The 20,834-nt window shown below is 57.4% G+C and carries 17 protein-coding genes; 12 read left to right on the forward strand and 5 right to left on the reverse strand.

The features are described from left to right. The first annotated feature begins 59 nt into the window (after positions 1-59). From ACSEMK_RS14260 to ACSEMK_RS14290, 7 genes are all read left to right on the forward strand, one after another. Positions 60-1,328, forward strand: coding sequence for an SLC13 family permease (locus tag ACSEMK_RS14260; RefSeq protein WP_087859178.1), 1,269 nt, complete (start codon positions 60-62; stop codon positions 1,326-1,328). A gap of 32 nt (positions 1,329-1,360) precedes the next feature. Further along, the gene (ttdA, locus tag ACSEMK_RS14265) at positions 1,361-2,260 is read left to right on the forward strand and encodes a L(+)-tartrate dehydratase subunit alpha (RefSeq protein ID WP_087859179.1); all 900 of its coding nucleotides are present in this window, start codon (positions 1,361-1,363) and stop codon (positions 2,258-2,260) included. Continuing rightward, positions 2,260-2,877 (forward strand): L(+)-tartrate dehydratase subunit beta, encoded by a 618-nt coding sequence (gene ttdB, locus ACSEMK_RS14270; protein ID WP_015703618.1) that lies wholly within the window; start codon positions 2,260-2,262, stop codon positions 2,875-2,877. The genes ttdA and ttdB overlap by 1 nt, the downstream gene beginning before the upstream one ends. 142 nt (positions 2,878-3,019) lie before the next feature. Continuing rightward, positions 3,020-3,268 (forward strand): oxaloacetate decarboxylase subunit gamma, encoded by a 249-nt coding sequence (locus ACSEMK_RS14275; protein ID WP_087859670.1) that lies wholly within the window; start codon positions 3,020-3,022, stop codon positions 3,266-3,268. Between the two features lie 15 nt (positions 3,269-3,283). Beyond that, positions 3,284-5,050, forward strand: a complete 1,767-nt coding sequence (oadA, locus tag ACSEMK_RS14280; protein WP_430915022.1) for a sodium-extruding oxaloacetate decarboxylase subunit alpha — start codon at positions 3,284-3,286, stop codon at positions 5,048-5,050. A gap of 15 nt (positions 5,051-5,065) precedes the next feature. Beyond that, positions 5,066-6,367, forward strand: coding sequence for an oxaloacetate decarboxylase subunit beta (locus ACSEMK_RS14285; RefSeq protein ID WP_430915023.1), 1,302 nt, complete (start codon positions 5,066-5,068; stop codon positions 6,365-6,367). A gap of 113 nt (positions 6,368-6,480) precedes the next feature. Continuing rightward, positions 6,481-7,179, forward strand: coding sequence for a hypothetical protein (locus tag ACSEMK_RS14290; RefSeq protein ID WP_213316680.1), 699 nt, complete (start codon positions 6,481-6,483; stop codon positions 7,177-7,179). Positions 7,180-7,207: 28 nt separating this feature from the next. On the opposite strand, the gene degS is transcribed toward ACSEMK_RS14290, so the two are convergent. From degS to zapG, 3 genes are all read right to left on the reverse strand, one after another. Continuing rightward, the gene (gene degS / locus ACSEMK_RS14295; protein WP_015703614.1) at positions 7,208-8,266 is read right to left on the reverse strand and encodes an outer membrane-stress sensor serine endopeptidase DegS; all 1,059 of its coding nucleotides are present in this window, start codon (positions 8,264-8,266) and stop codon (positions 7,208-7,210) included. 87 nt (positions 8,267-8,353) lie between these two features. Continuing rightward, positions 8,354-9,721, reverse strand: coding sequence for a serine endoprotease DegQ (gene degQ, locus ACSEMK_RS14300; protein ID WP_430915024.1), 1,368 nt, complete (start codon positions 9,719-9,721; stop codon positions 8,354-8,356). A 173-nt stretch (positions 9,722-9,894) separates the two neighbouring features. Then, entirely contained in the window at positions 9,895-10,293 is a 399-nt protein-coding gene (gene zapG / locus ACSEMK_RS14305; protein ID WP_015703613.1) for a Z-ring associated protein ZapG, read from the reverse strand. A gap of 190 nt (positions 10,294-10,483) precedes the next feature. Here zapG and zapE point away from each other — a divergent pair, with 190 nt between their 5' ends. The 5 genes from zapE to sspB all read left to right on the forward strand — a co-directional run bounded on the left by zapE (position 10,484) and on the right by sspB (position 14,147). Next, positions 10,484-11,614: a cell division protein ZapE gene (zapE, locus tag ACSEMK_RS14310; protein ID WP_430915025.1), complete on the forward strand. Its 1,131-nt coding sequence runs from the start codon at positions 10,484-10,486 to the stop codon at positions 11,612-11,614. Between the two features lie 247 nt (positions 11,615-11,861). Then, on the forward strand, positions 11,862-12,290 hold the full coding sequence (rplM, locus tag ACSEMK_RS14315; protein WP_002918559.1) for a 50S ribosomal protein L13: 429 nt from the start codon (positions 11,862-11,864) through the stop codon (positions 12,288-12,290). A gap of 15 nt (positions 12,291-12,305) precedes the next feature. Beyond that, positions 12,306-12,698 (forward strand): 30S ribosomal protein S9, encoded by a 393-nt coding sequence (gene rpsI, locus ACSEMK_RS14320; RefSeq protein WP_000829818.1) that lies wholly within the window; start codon positions 12,306-12,308, stop codon positions 12,696-12,698. Positions 12,699-13,007: 309 nt separating this feature from the next. Further along, positions 13,008-13,646 carry a stringent starvation protein SspA gene (gene sspA / locus ACSEMK_RS14325; RefSeq protein ID WP_015369483.1) on the forward strand — a complete coding sequence of 213 codons (639 nt, stop codon included), beginning with the start codon at positions 13,008-13,010 and terminating at the stop codon, positions 13,644-13,646. 3 nt (positions 13,647-13,649) lie between these two features. Continuing rightward, positions 13,650-14,147, forward strand: a complete 498-nt coding sequence (gene sspB / locus ACSEMK_RS14330) for a ClpXP protease specificity-enhancing factor (RefSeq protein WP_045394985.1) — start codon at positions 13,650-13,652, stop codon at positions 14,145-14,147. 116 nt (positions 14,148-14,263) lie between these two features. Here sspB and gltD read toward each other — a convergent pair whose 3' ends face one another. After that, complete coding sequence (gene gltD / locus ACSEMK_RS14335; protein ID WP_087859936.1) at positions 14,264-15,682, reverse strand: glutamate synthase subunit GltD; 1,419 nt, start codon at positions 15,680-15,682, stop codon at positions 14,264-14,266. 9 nt (positions 15,683-15,691) lie between these two features. Beyond that, a complete protein-coding gene (gltB, locus tag ACSEMK_RS14340) occupies positions 15,692-20,152 on the reverse strand; it encodes a glutamate synthase large subunit (RefSeq protein WP_087859935.1) in 4,461 nt (1,486 codons plus the stop codon). Positions 20,153-20,834: the final 682 nt, after the last annotated feature.

Here is a 20,834-nt window from a genome sequence, read left to right on the forward strand (position 1 = left end):
TTCTCCCTCGTCAATATTGGATACAATATCATATATCATTGATAGGGATAATTATAAATATGGAACCGATTACCATCACCTTATGTTTGCTGGTGTTCGCTATCGTCATGTTCGTCTGGGAGAAGGTGCCTTTGGCAGTGACTTCCATGGTGGTCTGCGTGGCGTTAGTGCTCACCGGCGTGTTGGATCTAAAACAAGCTTTTGCCGGTTTTATCGACTCCAACGTCATTCTTTTTGTCGCCATGTTCATCGTCGGCGGGGCGTTATTTGAAACCGGGATGGCCAATAAAGTTGGTGGGGTGATCACTCACTTCGCCAAAACCGAAAAACAGCTGATTTTCACCATCATGGTGGTCGTCGGCGTGATGTCGGGTTTTCTTTCCAACACCGGTACGGCGGCGGTGCTGATCCCGGTAGTGATTGGCGTGGCGGCGAAATCGGGTTTTGCCCGCTCTCGTTTACTGATGCCGCTGGTATTTGCCGCCGCGCTCGGCGGTAACCTGTCGCTGATTGGCGCGCCCGGCAACCTGATCGCGCAATCGGCGTTGCAGAATATCGGTAGCGGGTTTGGCTTCTTTGAGTATGCGAAGGTGGGTTTACCGATGCTGCTCTGCGGCATCCTCTATTTCCTGACGATTGGCTATAAATTCCTGCCTGCTACCGCGAATGGCGGTGAAGTCGGTAGCGTCGGCGAACAGCGAGATTACAGCCACGTTCCGCGCTGGAAACAGATCCTGTCTCTGGTGGTGCTGATCGCCACGATCCTCGGCATGATTTTTGAGAAACAGACCGGCATTAGCCTGACGGTGGCAGGCTGTATCGGTGCGTTAGTTCTGGTGTTTACCGGCGTGCTGACGGAAAAGCAGGCCTATAAAGCGATTGATTCACAGACTATTTTCATTTTTGGCGGCACGCTGGCGCTGGCAAAAGCGCTGGAAATGACCGGTGCTGGGAAGCTGGTTGCCGATCATGTCATCGGCATGCTGGGCCAGAACTCTTCCCCATTCATGTTGATGGCGGTGGTCTTTGCGCTGTCCGTCATCATGACCAACTTTATGTCCAATACCGCCACCGTCGCGCTACTGGTACCGGTGAGTTTGTCGATCGCGGCCGGTATGGGCGCCGATCCGAAAGCGGTTTTGATGGCGACCGTTATCGGCAGCTCCTGCGCCTACGCGACGCCGATCGGCATGCCCGCCAACATGATGGTGCTATCGGCCGGCGGCTATAAGTTTGTCGATTACGCCAAATCCGGCCTTCCTCTGATTCTCGTTTCTACCATTGTCAGCCTCGTACTGCTGCCAATTCTTTTCCCTTTTCACCCGTAATTTACGGACGCTGTTCTGACTAAGGAGCCTTTATGAGCAAAAGCGAACAGATATCCCGAATGACCGATATTATGGCCAAATTCGTGGGATATACCGGCAAAGTATTGCCTGATGACGTCACTGCAAAACTGAAAGAGTTGCATAAAAAAGAGACCAGCCATCTGGCGGACGTCATCTTTACCACCATGATTGAAAACCAGCGTCTGGCGAAAGAGCTGGATCGTCCGTCTTGCCAGGACACCGGCGTGATTCAGTTTTTGGTTGAGTGCGGCGCCAACTTCCCGCTGATTGGCGAGCTGGAAGCGCTGCTGCGCGAATCGGTGATTAAAGCCACCGTGGATTCTCCGCTGCGCCACAACAGCGTAGAGACCTTTGACGAATACAACACCGGTAAAAACGTGGGTAAAGGTACGCCGACGGTATTCTGGGAGATTGTCCCTGATTCTGACCAGTGCAGTATTTACACCTATATGGCCGGCGGCGGCTGCTCGCTGCCGGGTAAAGCGATGGTGCTAATGCCGGGCGCTGGATACGAAGGCGTAACTCGTTTCGTGCTGGATGTCATGACCAGTTATGGCCTGAACGCCTGTCCGCCGCTGCTGGTTGGCGTTGGCGTCGCGACTTCCGTTGAAACCGCGGCGCTACTGTCGAAGAAAGCGCTGATGCGCCCGGTGGGGTCGCACAATGAGAATGAACGTGCCGCATCGCTGGAGAAAATGCTCGAAGACGGCATTAATAAAATCGGCCTTGGCCCGCAGGGAATGTCCGGTAACACCTCGGTGATGGGCGTCAATATCGAAAATACCGCGCGCCATCCTTCCACCATCGGCGTGGCGGTCAACGTTGGCTGCTGGTCGCACCGCAAAGGACATATCGTTTTCGATAAAGATTTGAATTACACCATTACTTCTCACACAGGAGTGGCTTTCTGATGACTAAAAAAATACTCACTACGCCAATTAAAGATGAAGATTTAGCTGATATTAAAGCGGGCGATATTATTTATCTCAATGGTCATATTGTTACCTGTCGTGATGTTGCCCATCGTCGTTTGATTGAAGGCGGACGTGAATTACCGGTCAACGTTGCCGGCGGCGCGATATTACATGCCGGGCCCATTGTGCGGCCGATTAAAGGTACAGAAGATAAATTTGAAATGGTTTCTGTTGGACCAACCACCAGTATGCGCATGGAGAAATTTGAAAAAGAATTTATTGCTAAGACCGGTGTGAAATTAATTGTCGGCAAAGGCGGCATGGGTAAGGGGACCGAAGAGGGCTGCGCCGAACATAAAGCGCTGCACTGCGTCTTCCCGGCCGGATGCGCGGTGGTCGCCGCGGTCTGTGTAGAAGAAATTGAAGATGCCCAGTGGCGTGATTTGGGGATGCCGGAAACCTTATGGGTTTGCCGGGTGAAAGAGTTCGGTCCACTGATTGTGTCGATCGATACCCACGGGAATAACCTGTTTGAGCAGAATAAAGTGATATTTAATCAGCGCAAAGAGATTGTCGCTGATGAAATCTGTCAGCACGTAAGTTTTATTAAATAACTCCCGGTTAAATATATTGCGCAGTAGTGGCGAAAATTAATTTCCGCGATAAAGAGGCTTCTGACTATGTGGTCTGGGGAAATCCACTCGGCTATCGCGGCTGTTTATTACGCCATTATTGCGCCCCTCCAAAGGCTATTTTATGACTGATGCTGCGCTGTTAGGCGAAGGCTTCACCCTGATGTTTCTTGGCATGGGCTTCGTGCTGCTGTTTCTGCTGCTGCTCATTTTCGCCATCCGGGGGATGTCCGTCGCCGTTACCCGTCTGTTTCCTGAGCCGCCTGCCGCGCCCAAAGCGGCGCCCGCGGCCGTCGCGCCCGCTGACGACTTCGCCCGTTTAAAGCCGGCGATTGTCGCCGCCATTCACCACCATCGCCGCCTTAATCCTTAATTCACGGAGGAATTCATGACCGTTGCCATTACCGATGTCGTCCTGCGCGACGCCCACCAGTCCCTGTTCGCCACCCGTCTGCGTCTCGACGATATGCTGCCCGTTGCGGCCGCGCTCGACGACGTCGGCTACCGCTCGCTGGAATGCTGGGGCGGCGCCACCTTTGACGCCTGCATCCGCTTCCTCGGCGAGGACCCGTGGCTCCGCCTGCGCGAGCTGAAAAAGGCGATGCCGAAAACCCCGCTGCAGATGCTGCTGCGCGGCCAGAACCTGCTCGGCTACCGCCACTACGCCGACGACGTGGTGGAGCGCTTCGTGGAGCGCGCCGTCAAAAACGGCATGGACGTGTTCCGCGTCTTTGATGCCATGAACGACCCGCGCAACATGCAGGCCGCCCTGCAGGCGGTCCGCCGCCACGGCGCCCACGCCCAGGGCACCCTCAGCTACACCACCAGCCCGGCGCACACCCTGCAGACCTGGCTCGACCTCACCGAACAGCTGCTGGAGACCGGCGTCGACTCCATCGCCATCAAGGACATGTCCGGCATCCTCACCCCGCATGCCGCCTTTGAGCTGGTCAGCGAAATCAAAAAACGCTTTGCCGTCACCCTGCATCTGCACTGCCACGCCACCACCGGCATGGCGGAAATGGCGCTGCTGAAGGCCATTGAAGCCGGTGTCGACGGCGTTGATACCGCCATCTCCTCGATGAGCGCCACCTACGGCCACCCGGCTACCGAAGCGCTGGTGGCCACCCTCGCCGGCACGCCGTACGACACCGGCCTCGATATCCGCAAGCTGGAGAGCATCGCCGCGTACTTCCGCGAGGTACGCAAAAAATACCACGCCTTCGAAGGCCAGCTGAAAGGCACCGACAGCCGCATCCTGGTCGCCCAGGTGCCGGGCGGGATGCTCACCAACCTCGAAGGCCAGCTGAAACAGCAGAGCGCCGCCCACCGGCTGGATGAAGTGCTGGCGGAAATTCCCCGCGTGCGCGAGGACCTCGGCTTCATCCCGCTGGTGACCCCGACCTCGCAGATTGTCGGCACCCAGGCGGTGCTCAACGTGCTGGGCGGCGAACGCTACAAAACCATTGCGAAGGAGACCGCCGGTATCCTGAAAGGCGAATACGGCCACACCCCGGCGCCGGTTAACGCCGCCCTGCAGGCGCGGGTGCTCAACGGCGCCGACGCCGTCACCTGCCGCCCGGCGGATTTACTCAAGCCGGAGCTGGCGGAGCTTGAAGCCGACGTGAAACGCCAGGCGCAGGAGAAGGGCATCACGCTTGCCGATAACGCCATCGACGACGTGCTCACCGTGGCGCTGTTCCCGCAAATCGGCCTGAAGTTCCTCGAAAACCGCTACAACCCGGCGGCCTTTGAGCCCGTGCCGCAGGTGGAAGAAGCAAAATCTGCCGCGCCGGCAAAAGCCGCCGCCTCCGGCGTCTACACCGTCGAAGTGGAAGGCAAAGCCTTCGTGGTCAAGGTCAGCGACGGCGGCGACGTCAGCCAGCTGACGGCGGCCACCCCGTCTTCCGCACCGGTTCAGGCAGCCGCCCCGGCAGGCGCCGGCACCCCGGTAACCGCGCCGCTGGCGGGCACTATCTGGAAGGTGCTGGCCAGCGAAGGCCAGGCGGTGGCGGAGGGCGAGGTACTGCTGATTCTGGAAGCCATGAAGATGGAAACCGAAATCCGCGCCGCACAGGCCGGTACCGTACGCGGTATCGCAGTGAAATCCGGCGATGCGGTGGCGGTCGGCGACACCCTGCTGCAGCTGGCGTAAGGACGAGGAGCGCAAATGGAAAGTCTGAACGCCCTGATTCAGGGCATGGGGCTGATGCACCTGGGGGCCGGCCAGGCGGTGATGCTGCTGGTCAGCCTGCTGCTGCTGTGGCTGGCGATTGCGAAAAAGTTCGAGCCGTTACTGCTGCTGCCGATTGGCTTCGGCGGCCTGCTCTCCAATATTCCGGAGGCCGGGCTGGCGCTGAGCGCGCTGGAAAACCTGCTGGCCCATCACGACCCGGTCCAGCTCGCGGTGATTGCCGCGAAGCTCAACTGCGCGCCGGATGTCCACGCCATCAAGGAGGCGCTGGCCCTCGCCCTGCCGTCGGTGCAGGGGCAGATGGAGACGCTGGCGGTGGACATGGGCTACTCCTCCGGGGTGCTGGCCATCTTCTATAAGGTGGCGATTGGCTCGGATATCGCGCCGCTGGTGATCTTTATGGGCGTCGGGGCGATGACCGATTTCGGCCCGCTGCTGGCCAACCCGCGCACCCTGCTGCTGGGGGCGGCGGCGCAGTTCGGGATCTTCGCCACCGTGCTCGGGGCGCTGGCGCTGAACTACTTCGGCTTCATCCACTTCACCCTGCCGCAGGCGGCGGCCATCGGCATCATCGGCGGCGCCGACGGCCCGACGGCCATCTACCTGTCGAGCAAGCTGGCGCCGGAGCTGCTGGGGGCCATCGCGGTGGCCGCCTACTCCTACATGGCGCTGGTGCCGCTGATCCAGCCGCCGATCATGAAGGTGCTGACCAGCGACAAAGAGCGGAAGATCCGCATGGTGCAGCTGCGTACGGTGAGCAAACGCGAGAAGATCCTCTTCCCGGCGGTGCTGTTGCTGCTGGTGGCGCTGCTGCTGCCGGACGCCGCGCCGCTGCTGGGGATGTTCTGCTTCGGCAACCTGATGCGCGAAAGCGGCGTGGTGGACCGGCTGAGCGATACGGTGCAGAACGCGCTGATCAATATCGTCACCATCTTCCTCGGACTGTCGGTGGGGGCCAAGCTGGTGGCGGACAAGTTCCTGCAGCCGCAGACGCTGGGGATCCTGCTGCTGGGGGTGATCGCCTTCTGCGTGGGCACCGCGGCCGGGGTGATCATGGCGAAGCTGATGAATGTCTTCAGTAAACACAAGATCAACCCGCTGATCGGTTCCGCCGGGGTGTCGGCGGTGCCGATGGCGGCGAGGGTGTCCAACAAGGTGGGTCTGGAAGCGGACGGGCAGAACTTCCTGCTGATGCACGCGATGGGCCCGAACGTGGCCGGGGTGATCGGCTCGGCGATCGCCGCCGGGGTGATGCTCAAGTACGTGCTGGCGATGTAAGCCGGCATCCTTCCCGGATGGCGGCTGGCGCCTTATCCGGGCGACCGGTCCGCTCCGGTTTGTAGCCCCGGTAAGCGCAGCGCGAGCCGGGAATTTTCCCTGAGGAGGCTTTGATGAATGAAACGGTAGCATTACGTCCTGGCAGCAGGTCATCGGCAAAAGAGGGAGTCGTTGATGACACCCTGGCGTCGCTGGAGGAGCTTGAACAACTGCACCCGGCGCTGAATCTGTTGGCGCACCCGTCAATCGACCATGGCAGCCATGATTTCTTTGTCTGTTGTTATGACGCGGGTGTACAGCATGCGCAGACCGGGGAGGATGAAACGGTAGCGGCGTTGCTGGGTTCGCGGACGCATGAGCAGCAAAGGAGCGGCCTGCTTTGCGCCGCCGCCGGGCATCTGGATGCGCTGCGCCAGCCGCTGACGCATAACCGTTTATGCGATCTGGCCGGGCAGATGTGCGCCAGCGTGGCGCAGGCTGATAGTGAATCGCGCAGCGGTTTCTACAGCGTACGCAGTATCTCGCTGCCGGTGTATCGACGATTGCTGCGGGACAGTCATTCGCACAGCGTTTGTTTACAGCAGTCGCTGCTGCATTTGCTGGCCTGGAAGAGTGAATCGCCGTGGGCGCGGCAGCAGGCGCAACGGCTGCTGTGGCAGGGCGGGGTTCTCGGCGAGAGAGGGGAGTTCGCGTTACTGACGCTGGATGATGAACTGCGGGAGCGGCAGGTCCGCTGGCCATCGTTGTGGTCGCTGCTGGCGGTGACCGGGTTTCTGGCCAGATTCCCGGCCGGGCCGCTGTTTGTTGATTAATCGCGCTCCGATAACGGAGCGCTAATCGTTAATTTGTCGCCGGATATTCCTGTACCGCCACGTGCAGGGTGATTTTCTTATCATCGCGCATGATGACCACCGGGATTTCTGAACCCGGGCGAATTTCCGCAACCTGGTCCATGGTTTCCAGCGCCGAAACTGCTGGTTTATCGTTCACAGAGATGATCACGTCATTGGCGCGGATCCCAGCCTGCGCCGCCGGGCCATCCGGGGCGACGTCATTCACGACGATCCCCTGGATCTGATCCATGCCGCCGCTCTGCGCATGCATTGGCGCGATCTCGCGGCCGCTGATCCCGATGTAACCGCGGATCACCCGACCGTCACGGATCAGTTTATCCATGATCTTGGTCGCCAGCTGGAACGGGATGGCAAAGCCGATCCCTTCCGGCGTTTCGCCGTCATTGCTCTTATCGAATGACAGGGTGTTAATACCCATCAATTCACCCAGCGAGTTGACCAGCGCGCCGCCGGAGTTGCCGTGGTTGATAGAAGCATCGGTTTGCAGGAAATTCTGCCGCCCGGTAGGGTTCAGGCCGATACGGCCGGTCGCGCTGATGATGCCCTGGGTGATGGTTTGCCCGAGGTTATACGGGTTGCCTATCGCCAGTACTACATCGCCGATGTGTGGAACGCGTTTCGGGTTAATCGGGATGACCGGCAGGCCGCCGCTGGCGTTGATTTTGAGCACCGCCAGGTCGGTCAGGGTATCAGAACCGACCAACAGGGCTTCAAATACCCGTCCATCCTGCAAAGCGATGATTATCTGATCGGCATCGTTGATGACGTGCTTGTTGGTGAGGATATATCCGCGTTGGTCCATGATAACGCCGGAGCCAAGCGTCAGCTGGTTATGGCTGGTGCTGTTCAGCGCGCGGTTATAGACGTTGACCACCGCAGGCGCGGCGCGTCTTACCGCTGCATTATAGCTGGCGGGCGATTCATCAGCGGTATCGCTCGGCGTCGCCGACGAGAGCTGCCACTGGCGCAGCGAAGGCATCGCCGCCAGCAGGATGCCGCCGACGATTAAACCGATAAGGACTGAACGTAAAAGCTTTCCTGGCATGATGCGAATATCGTTAATTAATGGGCAGGCGCAGCATAGCATGACTTATCCGGACATCGCACGACGCACGATGTCCGGAAGCAGCCGTCAGCGTAGCAGCAGATAAATGCTTTCGTTACCGCGCAGCACATTCAGCGCGATGACGGCCGGTTTGGTTTCCAGCACTTTACGTAGCTCGGCGATGGAACGCACGCGCTGGCGGTTGAGGCCGATAATCAGATCGTCTTTATGCAAGCCAACCTGCGCCGCCGCGCTGCCTTTATCGACGTTATCGATGGTCACGCCCTTAGTGCCGTCTTTCAACTGGCCATCGCTTAGCGCCGCTCCCTGCAGGGCCGGGATAATCAGATCGGCGCTGGCGGTGGAAGAGGTGCTCTTATCCAGCGTCACTTCTACATCCAATGGTTTGCCGTCGCGCAGTAGCCCCAGTTTTACTTTAGTGCCAGGGGCGGTAGTGGCGATACGCGAACGCAGCTCGGCGAAGCTGCTTAGCGGCTTGCCGTTCATGCTGACGATAACGTCACCGGATTTAATCCCCGCTTTTGCGGAGCCGGAATTGGCCAGGACTTCGCTTACGAAGGCGCCGCGCTGAGCGTTGATGTTCATCGCTTTGGCGATATCCGCGCTCATTTCCATGCCTTTAATGCCCAGCAGGCCGCGTTTGATTTCGCCGTATTGAATAAGCTGATCGGCGAGGGTCTTCGCCATGTTGCTCGGAATGGCGAAGCCGATGCCGATGCTGCCGCCGCCCGGCGCCAGAATGGCGGTATTAATGCCGATAAGCTCGCCGTTGAGATTCAGCAGCGCGCCGCCGGAGTTGCCGCGGTTAATTGAGGCATCGGTCTGAATAAAGTTTTCCAGCCCTTCGAGATTAAGGCCGCTTCGGCCCAGCGCGGAGATGATGCCGGAAGTGGCGGTTTGGCCGAGGCCGAAGGGGTTGCCGACGGCAACGGCGAAATCGCCGACGCGCAGCTTGTCGGAATCCGCGATGGCGATTTGCGTTAAATTGCTGGGTTTTAAAACCTGCAGCAGGGCGATATCGCTCTGCTCGTCGCTGCCGACCAGTTTGGCATCGAACTCGCGGCCATCGTTCAACTGAATGCTGATTTTCTGCGCCAGGCTTATTACGTGGTTGTTGGTCAGCACGTAGCCTTTGGCGGCGTCGATAATCACCCCTGAACCGAGGCCTTCAAACGGCTGCGCCTGCTCTTGCGGCGCGTTGTCGCCGAAGTATTTTTTCAGCTCTTCCGGCATATTCTGCACCGGCGAGGCGGTGCCTTCTACCTGCACGCTGACCACCGCAGGCAATACTTTTTCCAGCATCGGCGCGAGGCTCGGTAGCGCGCCCTGGCCAGGAACCTGGGTCGGCAGTGATGCCGCCGCCGGAGGCAGGACCGACAACGATAATCCAATGCTTAACGCTAACGCACTCAACAGCAAAGTCTGTTTCTTCATTAGATGCTGGCTCTCGTAACCTGAGGTGTATGGAAAAAACGTCCGAATGATTTGATGTTATTGAATTTTCGACCGGCTAACAATGCGGTCCGTGCTTAAATTGTAGCTGGGATGCAGGGGGAAGACGGGCGCGGAAGGCGCGCCCGGTAAATATTTTTACGCAGACAGCGGGATCAGTCGCGTTTCGCGCCACCGCGCAGCAGGCCGGATGCGCCTTCAGAATAATCGCGCGGCATCTGGACAGGCGCCTGATCGTTGCTGGCTTCGGACTCCGCCAGGCGATTGCGGAACGGATTAGCTTCCGCCATCGCGTCCGGCAGCAGGCTGCTGGAGCTTTTTGCCATGTGCTGATACAGCTGACGGTAGTCATCCGCCATGTTGTCCAGCAGTTCTGCGCTGCGCGCAAAATGGCTGACCAGCTCTTCGCGATACTCTTCAAGCTCTGCTTTATTCTTTTCCAGTTCGAACTGCAGCGCTTGTTGCTGACGCAATTTGCGGTTACCAAAACGCATGGCGACGGCACCGATGATGATACCGACGACTAATCCAATTAGCGCGTATTCCCAGGTCATGAACATCTCCCGTTGTTTTGTGGTTCCGTAGGGTGGCTGTTAGGCTCTCCGCCTGCGCCCGATAGTGCCACTATAACCGCTAATTCCACAGAAGTGGAATCCTGGCGTATCATCGCGTACTGTAGAACCGCCTTTTTTTCGTCAATCGTGCGTCACGGCGCCACGGTTTTCAAGGAATAACAATAAGATCATGCAAAGCCTGTCCCCAACATCGCGTTACCTTTTAGCTCTCAAAGAGGGCAGCCATCAACCTGACGACGTGCAACAAGAAGCGGTCAGCCGCCTCGATACCGTCTATCGTGAACTGCAGGAAAAACCTGTAGCCGCAGCGCCCGCGGGCGGCGGTCTGCGGGCGAAATTCAGCAAACTACTCGGCAAGCGCGAACCGACGGCGGAAGCAACCGCCGTGCGTGGCCTGTATATGTGGGGCGGCGTGGGGCGCGGTAAAACCTGGCTGATGGATATGTTTTATCAAAGCCTGCCGGGCGAACGTAAACAGCGCCTGCATTTCCATCGCTTTATGTTGCGCGTGCACGAAGAGTTAACCACCCTGCAGGGGCATAGCGACCCGCTGGAGATCGTTGCCGATCGCTTTAAAGCGCAAACCGATGTGTTGTGCTTCGACGAGTTTTTTGTCTCCGACATCACCGATGCCATGCTGCTCGGCGGCTTAATGAAAGCGCTGTTCTCGCGTGGGATTACGCTGGTCGCTACCTCGAACATCCCGCCGGACGAACTCTACCGCAATGGTCTGCAACGCGCGCGTTTCCTGCCGGCGATAGACGCCATCAAACAGCACTGCGACATTATGAACGTGGATGCAGGGATTGATTACCGCCTGCGCACGTTGACCCAGGCGCATCTGTGGCTGTCGCCGCTCAATGGCGAGACCAGCCAGCAAATGGATAAGCTCTGGTTGGCGCTGGCGGGGGCCAAACGCGAGCAGATGCCGACGCTGGAAATTAACCACCGGCCGCTGCCGACGTTGGGCGTGGAAAACCAGACCCTGGCGGCGTCGTTTGATACTCTGTGCGTGGATGCGCGCAGCCAGCATGATTACATCGCGCTGTCACGCCTGTTCCACACCGTGATGTTGTTCGATGTGCCGGTGATGACGACGCAGCTCGAGAGCGAAGCGCGGCGCTTTATCGCGCTGGTGGATGAATTCTACGAACGCCACGTGAAGCTGGTGGTCAGCGCGGCGGTACCGCTGTATGAGATCTATCAGGGCGAACGCCTGAAATTTGAGTTCCAGCGCTGTTTATCGCGCCTGCAGGAAATGCAAAGCGAAGAGTATCTGAAGCAGCCGCACATGCCCTGAATCCAGCCTTCTTCTCACGCTGAGAAAAACCTGCTGCAAATCACATAAAGGGGTCGATCTTTGGCCCCTACTTCTCTATAATCTTGCGACCCCACGTTACGAGAAGGTTTTTTTTCCCGAAATCTTCTATGTGCTGGCATAGGCTATTCGAAGGGGTAGGTTTGCCGGACTTTGTCGTGTGAACCTCAACTGACTAAACGTTTGGGTGTTCACCAACGTGTAACTTATTTATTTGGGTAAGCTTTTAATGAAAACTTTTACAGCTAAACCAGAAACCGTAAAACGCGACTGGTATGTTGTTGACGCGACCGGTAAAACTCTGGGCCGTCTGGCTACTGAACTGGCTCGTCGCCTGCGCGGTAAGCACAAAGCGGAATACACTCCGCACGTTGATACTGGTGATTACATCATCGTTCTGAACGCAGAAAAAGTTGCTGTAACCGGCAACAAGCGCGAAGACAAAATGTACTACCACCACACCGGCCACATCGGTGGTATCAAAGAAGCGACCTTTGAAGAGATGATTGCCCGCCGTCCTGAGCGTGTGATTGAAATCGCGGTTAAAGGCATGCTGCCAAAAGGCCCGCTGGGTCGTGCTATGTACCGTAAACTGAAAGTTTACGCTGGTAACGAGCACAACCACGCGGCACAGCAACCGCAAGTTCTTGACATCTAATCGGGATTATAGGCAATGGCTGAAAATCAATACTACGGCACTGGTCGCCGCAAAAGTTCCGCAGCTCGCGTTTTCATCAAACCGGGCAACGGCAAAATCGTAATCAACCAGCGTTCGCTGGAACAGTACTTCGGTCGTGAAACTGCCCGCATGGTAGTTCGTCAGCCGCTGGAACTGGTCGACATGGTTGAGAAACTGGATCTGTACATCACTGTTAAAGGTGGTGGTATCTCTGGTCAGGCTGGTGCGATCCGTCACGGTATCACCCGCGCTCTGATGGAGTACGACGAGTCCCTGCGTTCTGAACTGCGTAAAGCTGGCTTCGTTACTCGTGACGCTCGTCAGGTTGAACGTAAGAAAGTCGGTCTGCGTAAAGCACGTCGTCGTCCGCAGTTCTCCAAACGTTAATTGTTTTCTGCTCACGCAGAACAATTTGCGAAAAAACCCGCTTCGGCGGGTTTTTTTATGGATAAAACGGCTGTTATCCACAAAGAAATGGTCTGTTCTTACCACTTTTTCAGCATTTCCAGAATACCCTCACCACAACGTCCGCAAAATCTGGTAAACTATCATCCAATTTTCTGCCCAAATGCTGGTGGTTGTTCATTTTTTAGTTAATCAATGAACATATCGTCGCCGTGCGAATGGGGTTTATACATCTGGCTGGCCATGCGTGGTCGGCAGCAGTAAAAATTCTGAATATACCTGGAGGTTTTCATGGCTGTCGCTGCCAACAAACGTTCGGTAATGACGCTGTTTTCTGGTCCTACTGACATCTATAGCCATCAGGTCCGCATCGTGCTGGCCGAAAAAGGTGTCAGTTTTGAGATAGAGCACGTGGAGAAGGATAACCCGCCTCAGGATCTGATTGACCTCAACCCGAATCAAAGCGTCCCGACGCTGGTGGATCGTGAGCTCACTCTGTGGGAATCCCGCATCATTATGGAATACCTGGATGAGCGTTTCCCGCATCCGCCGCTAATGCCGGTTTACCCGGTGGCGCGTGGTGAAAGCCGTCTGTACATGCAACGTATCGAGAAAGACTGGTATTCGCTGATGAATACCATCCAGACCGGTACCGCGGCCCAGGCTGATGCCGCTCGTAAGCAGCTGCGTGAAGAACTGCAGGCGATTGCGCCGGTCTTTACTCAGAAGCCTTACTTCCTGAGCGACGAATTCAGCCTGGTCGATTGCTACCTGGCTCCGCTGCTGTGGCGTTTGCCGGTTCTCGGCGTAGAACTGGTGGGTGCTGGCGCGAAAGAGCTTAAGGGCTATATGACTCGCGTCTTCGAACGTGATTCTTTCCTCGCTTCTTTAACTGAAGCCGAGCGTGAAATGCGCCTCGGCCGGGGCTAAATAATGGATGTATCACAGCTGACGCCGCGTCGCCCGTACCTGCTGCGGGCGTTCTATGAGTGGCTGCTGGATAACCAGCTGACTCCGCACCTGGTCGTCGATGTGACGCTGCCAGGCGTTCTCGTGCCGATGGAGTACGCTCGCGACGGCCAAATCGTTCTGAACATTGCGCCGCGTGCGGTGGGCAATCTGGAACTGGCGAATGACGAAGTGCGCTTTAACGCTCGCTTCGGCGGCGTACCGCGCAACGTTTCCGTGCCGCTGGCTGCGGTACTCGCTATCTATGCCCGTGAGAACGGCGCAGGAACGATGTTTGAACCTGAAGCGGCCTATGACGAAGATGTCAGCAGCCTCAACGATGATGACGTTGCGCCTGAGAGCGAAAACGAAACGGTGATGTCGGTGATTGATGGCGATAAGCCGGATAATCACGATGACGATCCTGACGATACGCCACCGCCGCCGCGCGGTGGTCGTCCGGCGCTGCGCGTTGTGAAGTAATTCCTGACAGGCCCTCCGGGGCCTGTTTTTTTTGCCCACGCTTAACCACGATCAAGCATAAAAAAGCCCGGTGGCGTTAACCATCGGGCTTTTATGCGCTGAGACTCAGGCTTTAATCAGACTTCAAGGTAATTGAGGATACCGTCCGCCGCTTTGCGGCCTTCGGCAATCGCCGTTACCACCAGGTCTGAACCGCGAACGATATCGCCGCCGGCAAAGATTTTCGGGTTGCTGGTCTGGAACGCGTTGTCGCTGCCTTCCGGGGCGATGATGCGGCCCTGAGAATCCAGCTCGACGCTATGCTTCGCCAGCCATTCCATGCTGTGTGGACGGAAACCAAACGCCATCACCACCGCGTCTGCGGGCACCACGTGCTCGGAACCGGCGACGATTTCCGCGCGGCGGCGGCCTTTCGCATCCGGCTGGCCCATTTCGGTGCGCGCCATTTTCACGCCGCACACTTTGCCGTTGGCGTTCACTTCCACGCCCAGCGGCTGGACGTTGAACTGGAATTCGACACCCTCTTCACGCGCGTTTTTCACTTCACGTTTGGAGCCTGGCATGTTTTCTTCGTCACGGCGATAGGCGCAGATAACGTGCGCCGCCCCCTGACGAACAGAGGTCCGCACGCAGTCCATCGCGGTGTCGCCGCCGCCGAGAACTACCACGCGTTTGCCTTCCATACTGACGAAGGGTTCGTGCGCCGTTTCGCCAAAGCCCATGATCTGTTTGGTGTTGGCGATAAGGAACGGCAGCGCGTCATACACGCCGTTGGCATCTTCGTTTTCCAGCCCGCCGCGCATGGACTGGTAGGTGCCCACGCCCAGAAATACCGCGTCGTATTCTTTCAGCAGCTCGTCGAGCTGGACGTCACGACCCACTTCGGTATTGAGCCGGAATTCAATCCCCATGCCGGTGAAGATCTCGCGGCGGCGGGTCATCACCTCTTTTTCCAGCTTAAACGCCGGGATGCCGAAGGTCAGTAGACCGCCGATTTCCGGATGACGATCGAAGACGATAGCCTTCACGCCGTTGCGGGTCAGCACATCCGCGCAGGCCAGGCCTGCCGGACCGGCGCCGATAATGGCGACGGTTTTTCCGGTTTGCTTCACGCCGGACAAGTCCGGGCGCCAGCCCATCTCAAACGCTTTATCGTTGATATAGCGTTCAATGTTGCCGATGGTCACCGCGCCGAACTCATCGTTCAGGGTGCAGGAACCTTCGCACAGGCGGTCCTGCGGGCAGACACGTCCGCAGACTTCCGGCAGGGTGTTGGTCTGATGCGACAGCTCCGCCGCTTCAAAAATACGCCCCTCGTTGGCCAGTTTCAGCCAGTTAGGGATGTAGTTGTGCACCGGACATTTCCATTCGCAGTACGGGTTGCCGCAGGAGAGGCAGCGATCCGCCTGCGCCTTGGCCTGGCCTTCTGAAAACGGCTCGTAAATTTCTACAAATTCAATTTTACGGATCTTCAGCGGTTTCTTTGGCGGATCAACGCGCTGCAGGTCGATAAATTGGTATACGTTCTGACTCATCTTAACCCCTTACTGCGCCTGCACCCGCAGCTCAGCTGCGGAACGACTACGGTGACCCAACAGTGCTTTAACATCGCTGGACTTCGGTTTAACCAGCGCAAACTTCGCCGCGAAGGCCGGCCAGTTGGCGAGAATCTCTTCGCCGCGCTGCGAACCGGTAAGCTGGACGTGCTCGGTAATTAAGCCGCGCAGGTGCTCCTCATGGATAGCCAGCGTGTCCACGTCCAGAACTTCCACCAGTTCGGGGTTAACGCGTTTACGGAAGTCGCCATCTTCATCCAGGACGTAAGCAAAGCCGCCGGTCATACCTGCGCCGAAGTTCACGCCGGTTTTCCCCAGGATACAGACAATACCGCCGGTCATGTATTCACAGCCGTTGTCGCCGATGCCTTCCACCACGGTGATGGCGCCGGAGTTACGAACCGCAAAGCGTTCGCCCGCGCGTCCTGCTGCGTACAGACGACCGCCGGTCGCGCCATACAGACAGGTGTTGCCAATGATGCTTGCTTCATGGCTACGGAAGGCGGAGCCGACCGGAGGACGAATCGACAGCAGACCGCCCGCCATGCCTTTACCCACGTAGTCGTTGGCGTCGCCGGTCAGGTGCAGCTCAACGCCGCCGGCGTTCCAGACGCCGAAGCTCTGGCCCGCGGTACCGCTAAAGTGGGCGGTAATCGGGTCGGCGGCCAGCCCCTGGTCGCCGTGAGTCTGGGCGATATAACCGGACAGCGACGCCCCAACGGAACGGTCAGTGTTGCGAATATCGAACCAGAACGTTTTGCTCTGTTTGTTATCCACATACGGCTTCGCTTGCTGCAGCAGCTGCGCGTTGAGCACGCCGTTATCGAACGGCGGGTTGCTCTCGGTGCAGTACAGCGCCTTGCCTGGCAGCGGCTCAGCGGTTTCCAGCAGTTTGCCGAGCTCCAGTTTCTGCTGTTTCGCCGTAAAGCCTTCCAGTTCTTTCAGCAGGTCGGTGCGGCCGATCAGGTCCACCAGACGCTTCACGCCCAGCTGCGCCATCAGCTCGCGGGTTTCGCGGGCGATGAATTCAAAGTAGTTGGTCACTTTGAACGGTAGGCCGTGGTAGTGGTTCTTACGCAGTTTGTCGTCCTGGGTCGCCACGCCGGTGGCGCAGTTGTTCAGATGACAGATACGCAGGTATTTACAGCCCAGCGCGACCATCGGGCCGGTGCCGAAGCCGAAGCTTTCCGCGCCAAGGATCGCCGCTTTGATGATATCGAGGCCGGTTTTCAGGCCGCCGTCTACCTGCAGGCGAATTTTATGACGCAGACCGTTGGCGACCAGCGCCTGCTGGGTTTCCACCAGGCCAAGTTCCCACGGACAGCCGGCATATTTCACCGATGAGAGCGGGCTCGCCCCGGTGCCGCCATCGTAGCCGGCGATAGTGATAAGGTCTGCGTAGGCTTTCGCCACGCCGGTGGCGATAGTGCCGACACCCGGTTCGGAAACCAGTTTGACGGAAATCATCGCCTTCGGATTGACCTGCTTGAGGTCGAAAATCAGCTGCGCCAGATCCTCGATAGAGTAAATATCGTGGTGCGGCGGCGGGGAGATCAGCGTCACGCCCGGTACCGAATAACGCAGTTTGGCGATATAAGGCGTCACTTTGTCACCCGGCAACTGTCCGCCTTCACCAGGTTTCGCGCCCTGGGCGACTTTAATCTGGATCACGTCGGCATTCACCAGGTAGGCTGGAGTAACACCGAAACGACCGGAAGCCACCTGCTTAATACGCGAGACTTTGTTGGTGCCGTAGCGCGCCGGGTCTTCACCGCCTTCACCGGAGTTGGAGAAGCCGCCGATGCTGTTCATCGCTTCCGCCAGTGATTCGTGCGCTTCCGGGCTCAGTGCGCCGATCGACATGGCCGCGGTATCGAAGCGTTTAAACAGCTCTTTCGCTGATTCCACCTCATTGATGCTAACGGCTTCATCGCCTGGGTTGAGCGCCAGCAGATCGCGCAGCGTGGCCGCCGGGCGTTCATTAACCAGCTTCGAGTATTCCTGATAATCACGGTATTCGCCGCTCTGAACCGCCTGCTGCAGGGTGCGAACGACGTCCGGGTTATAGGCGTGATATTCGCCGCCGTGGACATATTTCAGCAAGCCGCCCTGAGCCAGCGGTTTACGCGCCAGCCATGCGCGTTTCGACAGATTCAGCAGGTCCTGCTGGAAGTCGTCGAAACCGGCGCCGCCGATGCGGCTCACTACGCCCTGGAAGCAGAGGTCGGCCACGTCGCGATGCAGACCGACCGCTTCGAACAGCTTCGAGCAGCGGTAGGAGGCGATGGTCGAGATCCCCATCTTCGACATGATTTTGTACAGGCCTTTGTTGATGCCGTTACGGTAGTTCAGCATCACCGTACGGTATTCTTTATCGATAGCTTTGCTATCTACCAGCTTCGCCAGGGTTTCATAAGCTAGATACGGATAGATAGCCGTCGCGCCAAAGCCCAGCAGCACCGCAAAGTGGTGCGGGTCTCGGGCGCTGGCGGTTTCGACGATGATGTTAGCGTCGCAGCGCAGGCTCTTATCGACGAGACGCGTCTGGATGGCGCCAACGGCCATCGGCGCCGGTACCGGCAGACGATCTTTCGCGATGTTGCGGTCGGACAGCACCAGCAGTACGGTGCCGTTACGCACCATCTGTTCCGCTTTATCGCACAGCGCTTTTACCGTCTCGGCCAGCGTGGTTTCGTTGGCATCAAAGGTAATATCCAGGGTGTCGGCGCGATAGTGCTCCTCTTCCATGGTGGTCAGCTGTTTAAAGTCTGAGTACAGCAGGATCGGCGATTTGAAGCTCAGGCGGTGCGCCTGGCCTTCCGCTTCGCAGAAGACGTTCATTTCACGGCCGATACTGGTAGCCAGCGACATCACGTGCGCTTCACGCAGCGGATCGATAGGCGGGTTTGTCACCTGGGCGAACTGCTGGCGGAAATAATCGTAAATGATACGCGGCTGGCTGGAGAGCACGGCGAATGGGGTATCATCGCCCATCGAACCGACCGCTTCCTGGCCATTTTCCCCAAGGACGCGCAGGACGGAGTCCAGCTCTTCGGCGCTGTAGTTAAACTGTTTCTGGTAGCTGGCGAGCGTGTCATCATCCAACTGACGGCTGCCGACTTCTTCTTCCGGCAGGTCTTCGAACGGCACCAGACGGCGGACGTTTTTCTCCATCCACTCTTTGTACGGATGGCGGCTTTTCAGATCGTTATCGGTTTCCGCCGAGTGCAGAATACGCCCGCTGCGGGTATCGATGACCATCAGCTCGCCAGGCCCAACGCGGCCTTTTTCCATCACCTCATCCGGCTGGTAGTCCCAGATACCGACTTCAGACGCACAGGTGATGAGTTTGTCTTTAGTGATGACGTAGCGCGCCGGACGCAGACCGTTACGGTCGAGGTTACAGGCGGCGTAGCGGCCGTCGGACATGACGATGCCCGCCGGGCCGTCCCACGGCTCCATATGCATGGAGTTAAAGTCGAAGAACGCGCGCAGCTCCGGATCCATGTCCGGGTTATTCTGCCAGGCTGGCGGTACCAGCAGGCGCATCGCGCGGACGATATCCATCCCGCCTGCCAGCAGCAGTTCCAGCATATTATCCATCGAGCTTGAATCAGAGCCGGTTTCATTGACGAACGGCGCGGCGTCATGCAGATCGGGGATCAGCGGGGTCTGGAATTTATAGGTACGTGCGCGGGCCCACTGGCGGTTACCGGTGATGGTATTGATTTCACCATTGTGCGCCAGATAGCGGAACGGCTGCGCCAGCGGCCAGCGCGGCACGGTATTGGTGGAGAAGCGCTGGTGGAACAGGCAGATGGCGGATTCCAGGCGCAGGTCCGCGAGGTCCAGGTAGAAGCGCGGCAGATCCGCCGGCATACACAGACCTTTATAGATATTAACCAGGTTCGACAGGCTACAAACGTAGAAATCTTTGTCTTCCTGCAGGCGCTTTTCAATGCGACGGCGGGCGATGAACAAACGGCGTTCCATATCGCGCGGACGCCAGCCTGCCGGGGCGTTAACAAAAATTTGTTCAATACGAGGCAGCGAGGAGAGGGCGATTTCACCGAGTACGCCTTCGTTAGTTGGCACATCGCGCCAGCCAACGATAGACAATGTTTCGCGTTGCAGCTCTTCTTCAACGATACGGCGCGCAGCGCTTGCCAGCTCGGGGTCTTTATTCAGGAACAGCATCCCGACGGCGTAGTTTTTGGCTAAGCGCCAGCCGCGCTCTTCCGCCACAATCCGGAAGAAACGATCGGGTTTTTGTAACAGCAGGCCGCAACCGTCGCCGGTTTTACCATCGGCAAGGATCGCGCCGCGGTGCTGCATTCGGGCCAGTGCGTGTATAGCGGTGCGCACTACCTTGTGGCTAGGTTCGCCTTCTATGTGGGCGATCAGGCCGAAACCACAGTTATCCCGCTCAAGGGATTTGTCGTACAACATATCAGTGAACCTCCCCAGGCTCTACGGGACGCCCCCTTAATCGATTGCGCGCAAGGCACAGCAAGAGCATGGCGACGGGGTAAGGGCATCTTTGCCTACCTCGCATTCGCCCTCTTTAAATCCTTTTCGCATCGGTACACAAGTTTGAGGACTTGCTATTAAGAGGGAATCTCAATTACTGCATAAATATGATGAGCAGAGCGCTCATCCAGAAAGCTTCCAGCGGATTCCCAACTTATCGAGAATCCACACTTACGTCAAATGGCAATCTTATTTATACAAAAGTGTGCTAAGAGGTGTTTAATATTATGATTTTAAAAAGAATTGTTGTTTTTTTAAAGGCATATAAACTCTCAGGGATGCGTAATCTAGTGTGATCTGTCTCACTATATCCGCAGCCTAAGATTACCTTTCTGTGCTGAATTGTTTTTTTATAGCAGAGTATTTGACTGCTGGTGTTCTTAATGGCAGGAAATAAAACTGTTTTTTGCTGCGTCAAAGATAATTGAAACTCAGTATTGAAGTATAAGTAAATGTTATTACCGCGGGCGTGAATGAAACCGCGTTTATTTTGATTGATTATGCAATGAGGTAAGCGGCCGCGCTGACGATTGATCCAGGTCATCGCCGTCGGAGGCTAAAAATGGCAGGCTTGGCCCCTTTCTTGAGGCCGGTCTATCAG

Source organism: Klebsiella sp. K-3, from assembly GCF_051207495.1.
GTDB lineage: Bacteria > Pseudomonadota > Gammaproteobacteria > Enterobacterales > Enterobacteriaceae > Klebsiella > Klebsiella aerogenes.

Coding starts and splice junctions, on each gene's coding strand:
- oadA (WP_430915022.1), top strand. CDS start 3,284: ATGACCGTTGCCATTACCGATGTCGTCCTGCGCGACGCCCACCAGTCC.
- ACSEMK_RS14290 (WP_213316680.1), top strand. CDS start 6,481: ATGAATGAAACGGTAGCATTACGTCCTGGCAGCAGGTCATCGGCAAAA.
- gltB (WP_087859935.1), bottom strand. CDS start 20,152: ATGTTGTACGACAAATCCCTTGAGCGGGATAACTGTGGTTTCGGCCTG.
- ttdA (WP_087859179.1), top strand. CDS start 1,361: ATGAGCAAAAGCGAACAGATATCCCGAATGACCGATATTATGGCCAAA.
- zapG (WP_015703613.1), bottom strand. CDS start 10,293: ATGACCTGGGAATACGCGCTAATTGGATTAGTCGTCGGTATCATCATC.
- degS (WP_015703614.1), bottom strand. CDS start 8,266: ATGCCAGGAAAGCTTTTACGTTCAGTCCTTATCGGTTTAATCGTCGGC.
- sspA (WP_015369483.1), top strand. CDS start 13,008: ATGGCTGTCGCTGCCAACAAACGTTCGGTAATGACGCTGTTTTCTGGT.
- gltD (WP_087859936.1), bottom strand. CDS start 15,682: ATGAGTCAGAACGTATACCAATTTATCGACCTGCAGCGCGTTGATCCG.
- ACSEMK_RS14260 (WP_087859178.1), top strand. CDS start 60: ATGGAACCGATTACCATCACCTTATGTTTGCTGGTGTTCGCTATCGTC.
- zapE (WP_430915025.1), top strand. CDS start 10,484: ATGCAAAGCCTGTCCCCAACATCGCGTTACCTTTTAGCTCTCAAAGAG.
- ttdB (WP_015703618.1), top strand. CDS start 2,260: ATGACTAAAAAAATACTCACTACGCCAATTAAAGATGAAGATTTAGCT.
- degQ (WP_430915024.1), bottom strand. CDS start 9,721: ATGAAGAAACAGACTTTGCTGTTGAGTGCGTTAGCGTTAAGCATTGGA.
- ACSEMK_RS14275 (WP_087859670.1), top strand. CDS start 3,020: ATGACTGATGCTGCGCTGTTAGGCGAAGGCTTCACCCTGATGTTTCTT.
- sspB (WP_045394985.1), top strand. CDS start 13,650: ATGGATGTATCACAGCTGACGCCGCGTCGCCCGTACCTGCTGCGGGCG.
- rplM (WP_002918559.1), top strand. CDS start 11,862: ATGAAAACTTTTACAGCTAAACCAGAAACCGTAAAACGCGACTGGTAT.
- rpsI (WP_000829818.1), top strand. CDS start 12,306: ATGGCTGAAAATCAATACTACGGCACTGGTCGCCGCAAAAGTTCCGCA.
- ACSEMK_RS14285 (WP_430915023.1), top strand. CDS start 5,066: ATGGAAAGTCTGAACGCCCTGATTCAGGGCATGGGGCTGATGCACCTG.